General features: G+C 73.0%; 8 protein-coding genes. 5 read left to right on the top strand and 3 right to left on the bottom strand.

The features are described 5' to 3' along the window. Positions 1-134 precede the first annotated feature (134 nt). Together ABZX11_RS39280 and ABZX11_RS39285 are read right to left on the bottom strand one after the other, a co-directional pair. Positions 135-509 (bottom strand): peptidase inhibitor family I36 protein, encoded by a 375-nt coding sequence (locus ABZX11_RS39280; RefSeq protein ID WP_354923211.1) that lies wholly within the window; start codon positions 507-509, stop codon positions 135-137. 170 nt (positions 510-679) lie between these two features. Beyond that, entirely contained in the window at positions 680-1,723 is a 1,044-nt protein-coding gene (locus ABZX11_RS39285; protein ID WP_176171919.1) for a LacI family DNA-binding transcriptional regulator, read from the bottom strand. A gap of 74 nt (positions 1,724-1,797) precedes the next feature. Here ABZX11_RS39285 and ABZX11_RS39290 point away from each other — a divergent pair, with 74 nt between their 5' ends. Together ABZX11_RS39290 and ABZX11_RS39295 are read left to right on the top strand one after the other, a co-directional pair. Beyond that, entirely contained in the window at positions 1,798-2,979 is a 1,182-nt protein-coding gene (locus ABZX11_RS39290) for an MFS transporter (RefSeq protein ID WP_354923214.1), read from the top strand. Between the two features lie 177 nt (positions 2,980-3,156). After that, the gene (locus ABZX11_RS39295) at positions 3,157-4,338 is read left to right on the top strand and encodes an ATP-binding protein (protein ID WP_354923217.1); all 1,182 of its coding nucleotides are present in this window, start codon (positions 3,157-3,159) and stop codon (positions 4,336-4,338) included. Here ABZX11_RS39295 and ABZX11_RS39300 read toward each other — a convergent pair. Beyond that, entirely contained in the window at positions 4,312-4,950 is a 639-nt protein-coding gene (locus ABZX11_RS39300) for a phosphoglycerate mutase family protein (protein ID WP_176171917.1), read from the bottom strand. The two genes, ABZX11_RS39295 and ABZX11_RS39300, sit on opposite strands and share 27 nt — an antisense overlap. A 56-nt stretch (positions 4,951-5,006) precedes the next feature. On the opposite strand from ABZX11_RS39300, the gene ABZX11_RS39305 reads away from it, so the two are divergent. The 3 genes from ABZX11_RS39305 to ABZX11_RS39315 all read left to right on the top strand — a co-directional run bounded on the left by ABZX11_RS39305 (position 5,007) and on the right by ABZX11_RS39315 (position 11,563). Beyond that, on the top strand, positions 5,007-7,025 hold the full coding sequence (locus ABZX11_RS39305) for a cytochrome c oxidase assembly protein (protein ID WP_354923221.1): 2,019 nt from the start codon (positions 5,007-5,009) through the stop codon (positions 7,023-7,025). Positions 7,026-7,155: 130 nt separating this feature from the next. Then, the gene (ettA, locus tag ABZX11_RS39310) at positions 7,156-8,832 is read left to right on the top strand and encodes an energy-dependent translational throttle protein EttA (RefSeq protein WP_354923224.1); all 1,677 of its coding nucleotides are present in this window, start codon (positions 7,156-7,158) and stop codon (positions 8,830-8,832) included. Positions 8,833-8,980: 148 nt separating this feature from the next. After that, positions 8,981-11,563: a hypothetical protein gene (locus tag ABZX11_RS39315; RefSeq protein WP_354923299.1), complete on the top strand. Its 2,583-nt coding sequence runs from the start codon at positions 8,981-8,983 to the stop codon at positions 11,561-11,563. The last annotated feature ends 456 nt before the right edge of the window (positions 11,564-12,019 follow it).

The following is a 12,019-nucleotide window of genomic DNA, read 5'->3' on the forward strand; positions in this document are numbered from 1 at the left end:
GGCGCGCCCCTGCCGCTGGGAGGCGCGCCCACGGGTGGGGCCGCTTCGGGGCGAGCGGCCCTGGTCGGGTCCGGCCGCCGCCGCGAGCCGGCTCACTCCTGGAGCGGGCGGCGACGCGGGCCCGGGTCATCCGGCTACTCCCAGATCTGGATGCCGCGGACCAGGAACGGGGCGTTCGGGACGTACGTGCCGCCACCCGGATAGGTGACGAAGTCACCCTCGGTCGAACATTCCTCGTCCTGGTACACCGTGACGTCGCGGGTCATCAGATTCGCGAACGACGACCCGTCGAATCCTTCGGGCAGTGGCAGGCATTCTTCGGTATTGGCCGTGCGCAGGTCGAACCGCTGGATCTGCCCGCCGTAGCCGTCGGACGGCCACACGCAGAACTCACCCTTGCGGCAGCCCGGATCGGTGCTCGCCTGCGCCGCTCCGACGCTGGTCAGCAGGCCGACGACGGCCAGGACCACGATGTGCGGCAGGCGGGAACGAAGACGACGTGAAGACATGGTGGATTTCCCTCCGGAATCGCGGCCGGGCCGCGGTGGACTGTGATTCCAGATTGGCGGGTGGCGGGGGATCTGTCAGCCCGCAATTTCAATTCTGTGGACAACTGCCCGGCAACGGGAATGGTTGTCCACAGATCCGAAAGCGGCCTTGCGGAAAGGTGGGGACGGTGCTACGCGGGGCCCGTGCTGCCGCGTACGACGAGTGAAACCGGCACCTCGACCGGTGCCGGCACCGCCCCGCCGTCCAGCAGGCCCAGCGCCAGCTCCCCGGCGATCCGCCCCTTCGCGGCCAGGTCCTGCCGGACCGTCGTCAGCGGCGGTGCCGACCACGACGACGGCGGGCTGTCGTCGAAGCCGGCCACCGACAGCTCGCCCGGCACGCTGATCCCCAGCTCACGCGCCGCCGCGAGGACAGCCAGGGCCAGCTGGTCGGACATGCACAGCACCGCCGTCGGCCGCGGCGACGCCCCGAGCAGCGCGAACGCCCCGGCCATCGCGCTCTCCGCGCTGAGCCCGGCGGCTTCCTCGACGACGACGTCGCACGACCCCAGCTCGTCCAGGTAGCCGCCCAGCCGTTCGCGGACGTCGTGGAAGGGCGCGGCCGCCGCTTCCGACGCGGTCAACCGGCCGCCACCAGGCCGGAGGTGGCTGCACGCGGCGAAGATCCCGAACCGCCGGTGCCCCAGCTCCAGCAGGTGCCGCGCGGCCAGCGCCGCCCCGAGCCGGTCCGCGCAGCCGACCCGCGCCGTGTCCGGCAGCAGCGGCTGGTCGATCACCACCAGCGGCAACCCCCGCGTGCGCGCCGCTGCCAGCGATGGCGCGCCGTCGGGCAGCGAGTACGCGATCGCGATGCCGGCCTGCGCGGTGAGGACCCGCTCGGCGGGCGGCCCGCCCGGCAGGAGCAGCAGCGCGTGCCCGTGCGGGTCGATCACCTTTGCCAGCGCGTCCAGCGTCAGGTACAGCGCCGGGTCGGCGAACGCCATCGACAACGACGTGTCCAGCAGGACCGCGATCGCGCCGGTCCGGCTGGTCGCGAGGCTCCGCGCGGTCGGGTCGGGACCGGGGTAGCCCAGCTCGGCCGCCACCCGCAGGACCTCGTCGCGCAGCCGCGCGGACAGCTGGTCGGGCCGGTTGTAGGCGTTCGACACCGTCGCGCGTGAGACGCCGACGGCGACGGCGACGTCGTCGAGCGTGGGACGGCGGCGCCGGGTCATCCGCGCAGTCTAGCCAGCGCGCGGTGGACTTTCTGAAGCGCTTCAGTCACGCTGGAGCCACGAAAGGGGGACCCATGCGGGACCGGACCGCCGTGTTCACGGTGTTCGCCCTCAACGGGCTCGCGCTGGGCTCGTGGGCGTCGCGCACGCCCGCGCTGACCGCTCAGGTGCACGCTTCGCCAGGGGTCTTCGGCCTGGCCCTGCTCGGCGCCAGCGTCGGCATGCTCGCCGCCGCGTCGGTGGCCGGGCGGCTGATCGAACGGGCCGGTGTCCGAGCGGTCGTCGCCGGGAGCACGGCGATGGCCGCCGGCTCGCTGGTGCTGGTCGGCTTCGCGCCCACCGTGCCGCTGCTGGCCGGGGCGCTGCTGGTGATCGGCGCGAGTGTCGGGATGCTCGACGTCGCGATGAACGTCGCCGGCGTCGCTGTCGAACGGCGGCTCGGCAAGCCGATCATGTCGGTGTTCCACGCCGGGTTCAGCTTCGGCGCGCTCGCCGGTTCGCTGGCCGCGGGCCTCGCCGCCGGCCACGGCTGGTCGCCGGCCCGGCACCTCACCGTCGCCGCCGTCGTCGCGGTCCTGGTGCTGGCCCTGGTCATCCGGGCCGTCCCGGGCAGCCACCCCGAGCACACCGAAGAACCCGTGGTCACGCCGGCGCGGGCGCCGATCCGGCGGCCGGTGCTGTGGCTGCTCGCCGCGGTCGCGCTGTGCTCGGCCATCGCCGAGGGCGCGGCGTCGGACTGGTCGGCGCTGCTGATGACGGCCGAGCGCGGGGTCGGCCAGGGCACCGCGGCCCTCGCCTTCGCCGGGTTCCAGCTGGTCATGGCGCTGACCCGGCTGGCGGGCCCGGTGGCGCAACGCCGGTTCGGCCCGACCCGCTGCCTCGCCGCGGGCGCCACCCTCGCCGCCGTGGGGCTGGTCGCCGCGGCCGTCATCCCGGTCGCCGCCGTCGGTTTCGCCGGGTTCGCGCTGGCCGGCGCGGGGCTCGCCGCGTCCTTCCCGATGGGCCTCAGCCTCGCCGGCGACGCCGGCAAGCGCGGTGACGGCACCGGCGGCGAGCGCGAGATCGCCTTCGTGACCGCCGTCGCCTACACCGGTTTCCTGGGCGGCCCGCCGATCGTCGGCGGCATCGCGCAGGCGACGGATTACGCCGTGGCGTTCGTCTTCGTCGCGGTGGTGGCCGCACTGATCCTGCCCGCCGCGGTCGCCGCCCGGCGGTCGCGCCGGCGGGAGGAAGCGGAGGCGATGATCAGCCGGTAGCCGTTCCGGGCACGAAATCCGTGCCGCAACCGGCGTTTCCACCACGGCCCGGGCGTTGACAGTCTCCTGGTGCAAGAGGCAAGCTGAACCCCGTCGGTAAACTGAAATGAATACGGCGACGTTTCAATTTCAGGTCGGCTGATCAAGGCGGGGGCGCCTTGATCCGGGGAGGACGTCGTGAGGGTTGTGCTGCTCGGCGGAGCGGGGGCGCTCGCCGGCGTAAGCGGGCGGTGGGGCGGCCTGACGCTCGTGCGGGACGCCGTGCCGCGGCTCGTGCTGGTGCCGGTCGCGTTCCGGCTGGCGCTGTTCCTGCAGGCCGTCTGGTCCGGCGGACCGCTGAGCGCGCCGGTGCTCTGGGGTGCGGTCGGCCTCTACCTGGTGCCGAACCTCCTGGAAGTGGCCTGGGTTTTCCGCCGGGCCACCGGGATCCGGCCGGTGCTGGCCGCCGATACCGCGTACACGCTCATGACGAGCTTCGCCGCGGCTGTCTTCGCGGCGCATTCACCCGAGCTGCTGACCTTGGCCTGGCCCAACATCATGGGCACGGTCATGGTCTGGACCCTCCTGCGCGGCGCGCCCGCGGGCGCCGTGGCGATCGCCGGCGCGCTGCTCCTGCGGTACGGCATGGCCGCGGTCTCGGGCACGTCGGCGCCCGCGACGTGGATCCTGCTCGCCCTGGTCGCGGCCGCGGTGACGGCGCTGGCCATCGTGCTGCTCGTCGCCGGGTCGATGCGGTTCGCCCTCGGGCTGGGCGAGCAGCGCGGCCGGGCCGCCGAGCGGGAACGCCACCGCCGTGACGTCCACGACACCGTCCTGCAGGTGATGGAGTCCCTCGCGCTGCCCGCACCCGGCGACGCGCTCGACCCGCGCGGCAGCCTCGACCAGGTCCGCCGCACCGCCCGCGCGCACGCCCTGCGCCTGCGGCTGAGCCTCGACGGCGACGCGCCCGCCGAGCCGGGCGGGCTCGAACACCGCCTCGGCGCGCTGGCCGTCGAGATGACGGCGGACGGCCTCCGCGTCGACCTCGTCGTGCTCGCGAAGCCCACCGACGTCCCCGAAGCCGTCGTCAACGCCCTTCACGACGCAACCCGCGAGGCACTGCGAAACACGTTGAAGCACGCGAGGACGGCGAAGGCCGTCGTGTGCCTCGAAGAGCGCGAAGGCGTCGTCACGGTGTCCGTGCGCGACCACGGCACCGGCTTCGACCTCGCCGCGCGCCGCGCCGGGTTCGGCATCGAGAACTCGATCCACGCGCGGATGGCCGAGATCGAGGGCGCCGCGCGCATCGACTCGGCGCCCGGCCACGGCACCCGCGTCGTGCTGACCGCGCCGCTAAAGCTGGGTTTCCCCGTCGGGTGAGTCTCGCCACTGGGCGAACGGGCGGTCCAGCGTCCACTTGCCGTCGGACTCGGAAAGGACGCGGTATTCGCAGGTCGCCGGGTTGGACAGGGACTCGAACAGGTCGATGCTCCAGCCGAAGAGCCGTCGGCACAGCAGCCGCAGCGTGAGCCCGTGGGAGACGATCAGCACCGTCTCCGGGTGACTTTCCTCGCGCCGTCGCAGGTCCGAGAGGAACGCCGCGACACGGTCGTCGACGTCCGCGCCCGACTCGCCGAACGGCAGCCGGTAGAAGAAGTGCCCGAACTCGTGCCGCCGTGCCTTCTGGACCTCCTGGTCGGCGGGGTCCTGCAGGTTGCCCCAGTCCTGTTCGCGCAGCCGCGGCTCCTGCACGAGCCGTTCGCAGGACGCCTGGATGTCCAGCAGCCGCAACGTTTCCCGGGTGCGCAGGTACGGGCTGACGTACACCGCGGGCCGCGTCCCGTCGAGCAGCCGCGCGATCTCCGGCGCGACCGCGCGGGCCTCCCGCTCGCCCTTGGCGGTCAGCGGCAGCGCGTGGTCGGGGATCCGCGTGTAGGCGAGCTCGTCGACGTTGCCGAGCGACTCGGCGTGCCGCAGCAGGATCATCTTCACCACGCCATCCTGCCCGTCACACGGGCCTGACCGGGGCGGGGCATACCCTCAGTGGCGTGTCCGCGACGAAATCCGACGTCCCGACGCAGCGCCGGGCCAGTGTGCTGCCCCTGCTCCTGGTCGGCTTCCTGCTGGCCGCGGTGGTCGCGATCGGCCTGATCGCGCTCACCGGCGGGGCCGGCTACGTCATCGCCGGCCTGCCCGACCCGGGGCTGGTCACCAAGTACGGCATCACCGTCATGCGCGTGCTGTCCGAATGCGCGTCGGTGATCTGCGTCGGGTCGCTGCTGCTGGCCGCCTTCCTGGTGCCGCCGCAGAAGTCCGGGACGCTCGGGCCGGAGGGCTACGGCGCCCTGCGCGCGGCCGGGATCGCCGCCTGGGTGTGGTTCGCCGCGGCCCTGCTTTCGGTCGCCTTCACCGCCGCCGACACCGCCGGGAAGCCCTTCGGCGACGTCCTGGACCCGCAGACGCTGCTGGACCTCGTCGGCGCCATCGAACAGCCGAAGGCGTGGCTGTGGACAGCGCTGATCGCGGTCCTCGTCGCGCTCGGCTGCCGGCTCGCGCTGTCCTGGGGCTGGACGGCGGTGCTGTTCTTCCTGGCCGTCGGCGGGCTGGTCCCGGTCGCCGTCACCGGGCACTCCGCCAGCGGCGGCTCGCACGACGTCGCCACCAACAGCCTGCTGTTCCACCTGGTCGCCGCGGCGCTGTGGGTCGGCGGCCTGGTCGCCCTGCTGGCACTGGGGTACCGGCGCGGCGGCCACCTGAGCCTGGCCGCACAGCGGTTCTCCCGGCTGGCGCTGGTCTGCTGGATCGTGATGGCGCTCTCCGGCGCAGTCAACGCGCTGGTCCGGATCGGCCTCGACGACCTGTTCACCACCGACTACGGCCTGCTCGTCGTGGCCAAGACGGTGGCGCTGCTGCTGCTCGGGGTGTTCGGCCACCAGCAGCGCGAAAAGGGCGTCGCGAACCTCAAGAACGGCACGGGCGGCGCCCAGCTGCTGCGCCTGGCGTCGGTCGAGATCCTGATCATGTTCGTCACCATCGGGATCGCGTCCGGGCTGGCCAGGACGCCACCGCCGGCGGACGCGGTCACCCAGCCGTCCACCACCGAGCTGCTGATCGGCTACGACCTCGACGGCCCGCCGACGGTGTGGCGGCTGCTCTTCGACACCCGCTTCGACCTGGTCTACGGCACCCTCGCGCTGGTCATCGGCGGCCTGTACCTCGCCGGGGTCCGCCGCCTGCTGCGCCGCGGCGACACCTGGCCGGTCGGCCGGACGGTCGCCTGGGTCGCCGGCTGCGTGGTGCTGTTCTTCGCGACGTCGTCGGGCATCGGCCGGTACGCGCCCGCGATGTTCAGCGTCCACATGGGCAACCACATGCTGCTGTCGATGGTGGCGCCGGTGCTGTTCGTGCTCGGCGGGCCGGTGACGCTCGCGCTGCGCGCCCTGCCTGCCGCGGGCAAGGACGCCCCGCCGGGGCCGCGGGAGTGGCTCGTCGCCTTCGTGCACTCCCCGGTGTCACGGTTCCTCACCCACCCGGTCGTCGCGCTGCTGCTGTTCGTCGGCTCGTTCTACGCGCTGTACTTCTCCGGCCTGTTCGACAACGCGCTGCAGTACCACTGGGCGCACCTGGCGATGAACGGGCACTTCCTGCTCGCCGGGTACGTCTTCTACTGGCCGGTGATCGGCGTCGACCCGTCGCCGCGGCGGATCCCGTACCTGGGCCGGCTCGGCATGATGTTCGCCGCGATGCCGTTCCACGCCTTCTTCGGCGTGATCCTGATGAGCAAGCAGACCGTCATCGGGCAGGCCTTCTACAGCCAGCTGCACCTGCCGTGGGTCACCGACCTGCTCGCCGACCAGCGGCTCGGCGGCGGCATCGCCTGGGCGGCAGGCGAGGTCCCGGTGCTGCTGGTGCTGATCGCCCTGCTGGTGCAGTGGTCGCGGCAGGACGAGCGCGAGGCGAAGCGGCGTGACCGGCGCGAGGCGGCCACCGGCGACGAGGAGCTGAACGCCTACAACGCGATGCTCAAGAACCTCGCCGAGGGCAAGCGACCCTCGGGTTCCAGTTGAGGTTGAGCCGCCGTCCGGGTGCCGGGAAAACGGCCGTTTTGCTACTCTCGCCGTGATCTCGGGCTGACTTTCGGTAGTCCGACGGTGACCGGCGTCGAGGCGCGATCGAGCGCGCTCTACGATCGTGGGTATGGCCGAGTTCATCTACACCATGAAGAAGGTGCGCAAGACCGTCGGGGACAAGGTCATCCTCGACGACGTCAGCACCGCGTTCTACCCCGGCGCCAAGATCGGCGTGGTCGGGCCGAACGGTGCCGGTAAGTCCACCGTTCTCAAGATCATGGCGGGGATCGAGCAGGCCAGCAACGGCGAAGCGTTCCTCCAGCCCGGCGCCTCGGTCGGCATCCTCATGCAGGAGCCGGAGCTCAACGAGGAGAAGACGGTCCGGCAGAACGTCGAGGAAGGCCTCGGCGAGGTCAAGGTCAAGCTGGACCGCTACAACGAGGTCCTCAAGCTGATGGAGACCGACTACAGCGAAGAGCTGCTCGAGGAGATGGGCAAGCTCCAGGAGGAGCTGGACCACGCCGACGCCTGGGAGCTCGACTCGACCGTCGAGCAGGCCATGGACGCGCTGCGCTGCCCGCCGCCGGACGAGGGCGTCACCCACCTCTCCGGTGGTGAGCGCCGCCGGGTCGCGCTGTGCAAGCTGCTGCTGTCGGCGCCCGACCTGCTGCTGCTCGACGAGCCCACCAACCACCTGGACGCCGAGAGTGTCCTGTGGCTGGAGCAGTTCCTCGCCCGCTACGCCGGCGCCGTCCTCGCCGTCACCCACGACCGGTACTTCCTCGACAACGTGGCCCAGTGGATCATGGAGCTGGACCGCGGCCGCGTCGTCGGCTATGAGGGCAACTACTCGACGTACCTGGAGAAGAAGCGCGAGCGCCTCGAGGTCCAGGGCAAGAAGGACGCGAAGCTCGCCAAGCGGCTGAAGTCCGAGCTCGAGTGGGTCCGGTCCAACGCCAAGGCGCGCCAGACGAAGTCGCGTTCGCGCCTCGACCGCTACGAGGAGATGGCGGCGGAGGCGGACAAGCACCGCAAGCTCGACTTCGAAGAGATCCAGATCCCGCCGGGCCCGCGGCTGGGCAACGTCGTGGTCGAGGTCCAGAAGCTGCAGAAGGGCTTCGACGGCCGGGTGCTCATCGACGGCTTGTCGTTCGACCTGCCGCGCAACGGCATCGTCGGCGTGATCGGCCCGAACGGCGTCGGCAAGACCACGCTGTTCAAGACCATCGTCGGGCTGGAGGAGCCGGACGCCGGCGAGGTCAAGATCGGCGAGACCGTCAAACTGTCCTATGTGGACCAGTCGCGGGCCGGTATCGACCCGGACAAGACGGTCTGGGAGGTGGTCTCGGACAAGCTCGACTACATCCACGTCGGGCAGACCGAGATGCCGTCGCGCGCGTACGTCAGCGCGTTCGGGTTCAAGGGCCCGGACCAGCAGAAGCCGGCGGGCGTGCTCTCCGGTGGTGAGCGCAACCGGCTCAACCTGGCGCTGACGCTCAAGCAGGGCGGGAACCTGATCCTGCTCGACGAGCCGACCAACGACCTGGACGTCGAGACGCTGGGCTCGCTGGAGAACGCGCTGGAGCAGTTCCCCGGCTGCGCCGTCGTGATCTCCCACGACCGGTGGTTCCTGGACCGGGTGGCCACGCACATCCTCGCCTGGGAAGGCACGGACGAAGACCCCGCCAAGTGGTTCTGGTTCGAGGGCAACTTCGAGGGGTACGAGAAGAACAAGGTCGAGCGCCTCGGCGCCGAGGCGGCGCGGCCGCACCGTGTCACCCATCGCAAGCTGACCCGCGACTGAGGGGGCGGGTTTCCCCGTGGAAGCCAGCAAACAGCACCGGACCGGCCCGCTCTCCGCTCCGTCGAACGCCGCCTCCGCGGGAGGGCGTACGCCGGCGGAGAGCGGGCGCTCCGCGCATGCCGGGGGAACCCTCTCCGCAGTCGGCAGGCTGATCGAACGCGCGGACGCGCTGCACCTGCGCGCGCCCGAGCTCGCGTTGGTCCTGGGTGAGCGCGCGGCGGCGTTGTCCGAGGCCGCCGGAGCCGACGAGCAGTGGATCCGGGCCGAGAGCCTGGTCGTGTCCGCGCGGGTGCGGCTGGGCATGCGCCCGGCCACGGTCGGGCGCGCGGTCGCGGCCCTGCGCGCGGCCGAGCACGCCGGCTACGGCGACATCGCCGCGCGGCTGCGCATCGACCTCGCCGTGTGCGCCCGCAGCCTCGGTGTGCCGCTGACCGGGCTCGCCGCGTTGCGGCCGGTGCTCACCGACCCGGTCGTCTCGCCGGTGCACCGCGCCGCCGCGTTGACGCACCTCGTCGGCTGCCTCGGGCTGATCGGGCGGAAGGCCGAGCTGGACCGGGTGCTCGTCGAAGCGGACAAGCTCGTCCTCGGCGACGAGTCGCTGGGTGCGGACACCCAGCTGCTGGTCCGGGCGCTGCTGCGGATCGGCACGGCCGCGCACCGGCGCCGCCACGGCGACCTGACGGCGGCGGCCGACGCGGCCCGTACCGGTCTGGGTTTCCTGGAGAGGCTGGACAACCCGGCCGACGACGGCGGCCTCGTCCGCATCCGGCTGGTGCTGTTGCTGGTGAACACACTGCTCGACCGCGGCGACACCGAAATGGCGTACGAGATCGCGGAGCCGGTGCTGGCCGAGCCGGTGCGCGCGGCGGGTGTCGCGCCGATGGGCTGGCTGCGGCTGGCCGTCGCGACGCGGGTCCACCTGCCCGCCGGTGCCGGTGAGGCGGCGATCGAGCTGGTCCGCGAGGCGGTGGCGAGCACGGACCGGCACGGGCTGTCGGCGGTCACGGCGCGGCTGTGGCTGGAGCTGGCGCAGCTGCAGGAGCGGTTCGGGCAGGCGGAGGAGGCCATCGCGTGCCTGTACCGCTCGCGGGCGGCGGAGCAGCTGCACGCTCGCGCCCGGCGGCAGGCGTGCAACGTGCTGGCCGGCGAGTTCGGCAGCGGGGAGCCGGCGTCGATCGATCTGGACGAGGTGCTGAAGGCGGTGCCGGCCCGGCCGGTGCCGGTTGTCGCGGCGGAGCCGGTTGTGGAGCCGGTTTCGGAGGCTGAGCCGCGGACGCCGGCGTGGTCGTTCGGGCGGGAGGAAGCCCCGTCGCGGCCGGAGCCGCGGCAGCCGGCTTGGTCGTTCGAGCGGCCGCGGGTGACCGCGGATGCGGCGGAGACGACGTTGATGCCTGCGGTGCGGGATGAGCCGCGGCCTGTGGTTGCTGAGCGGCCTGGGGCTGTCGAGCGGCGCGGGGCCACTGAGGGGCCCGGGGCTTCTGAGCCGCGGCGCAGGGGTGCTGATTCGCGTGGGGGCGTGGAGTCCCGGCCTGGGGCTGTTGAGCGGCCTGGAGTGGCCGAGGCGCGGCCTCGGTTTGCCGAGCAGCGGGCTGAGGTTGTCGAGCCGCGGCCCGGCGCCGATTCTCGGGCCGCTGCCGAGCCGCGGCCGGGGCGCGAGGTCGCCTCGGCTGAGCGTGGGCGGACGGCGGAGTTCCGTCCGGAGCCTTCGTCGGCGCCGATCGAGGTTCGGTCGGGGCGTGGGACGGAGCAGCGGCCGGAGTTCCGTTCGGAGCCGGTCGAGGTGCGGCCGGAGCCTGCTCGGACGCGGTCTGCCGAGCCCGGGGTTCGTTCGGAGCCGGCCGAGCGTGCGCCGGAGGTTCGTTCGGAGGCGGTTGAGCCCAGGTTCGCCGAGTCGGAGTTCCGTTCGGAGGCGGCTGAGCGCCGGTTCGCCGAATCGGAGGCTCGTTCGGAAGCGGCTGAGCCGCGGCCGGCCGAGCGTGGGCGTGAACCGGTCGAGGCGCGGTCCACCCGGGAGCCCGAAGCGGCGCCGCCCGCCGAAACCGGGAAGACCAAGTTCTCCTGGGCCGCGCTGGCCGAAGCCCGGCTGCGGGAGACCGCGGCCGAACGGGAATCGGCGCCCACCCGCGTCACGCCGGCCTTGCCGTTGGCGCCCGAGCCCGCCGCCGAGCGGGAGCCGTGGGCCTCGGAGGGACGGCGCCAGGAACCGCAACCGTCGACGCGCCACGACGCCGAGCACGGCTCGGTGGCCGCGCGGTCCGTGCTGGACCGGCTGGGCATCTCCGCGTCCGGCGGCGCCGGCGGCCGGCGCCGCGCGGAAGACGCCGACAGCCCACGTGCCGAGGAACCGGCCCGCCCGGAGCCGGAGCTCGCCCCGCCGCCGCGGCCGGAGGACGAGCCGCCCTCGGTGCCGGACTACCGCGACGAGGTCGAGCCGTGGTTGCCGCGGCTGCGGATGCCCCCGTCGCTGGAGCCGATGGAGGACTTCGGCCACTGGACGCCGGCGACGGCCCCGTTCCCGGAGAGCTACGCCCGGGCGATCGCGGAGGACGAGCCCCCGCCGGACGCGGGCTTGGCCGACCTGCTGGCCCGCGCGCTGGCCGAGCACCAGGCGGGAACGGCCAGCGCGGCCGCACTGGTCAAGCAGCTCGGCTCCCAGGACACCAGCCGCCGGAACGGTCACGGTCGCAACGGCCACGGCGCCGAGGTCTCGGACTCCCGCGGCCGCGACTGAACCGCGCCTGGTCGGAGTGGCCGGGCCGCCTCGGCTCAGGCAGCCGGACCGCCGCCCCTCGGAAGGCCCGGGGCGTTCGGAGCAGCCCCCGTTTCCCACGCTACCGGCGGCCACCGACACTTTGCCTTGCCCGGAGAAAGCGCAGGCCCGGCCCGCGGGGGCGCCCCCCCGGTTTCCACGCTACCCGCCGGCACCGACAGTTTCGGCCGGCGCGCGCCCCACTGACCCACGGCATCCACAACACAGTTCACCTCACCCCGCGTCCAGTCGCTGAGACGCCCCGATTCGTCGCCGACCTGCCTCCACCCGAACTCAGTGGGATCCGTCGCACCTCGACGTCGCCGACTGGCCGACAGCGTTCGACGAACGGCAGCCCACCCCTTCAACTGAACCGATCACGTTGGCCCCACGTCGGGTAACGCCCGGCGGGCTGGGCTGGTCAGCGGCGCGGCCGCC

This window comes from Amycolatopsis sp. NPDC004169, from assembly GCF_040610315.1.
Lineage (GTDB): Bacteria > Actinomycetota > Actinomycetes > Mycobacteriales > Pseudonocardiaceae > Amycolatopsis.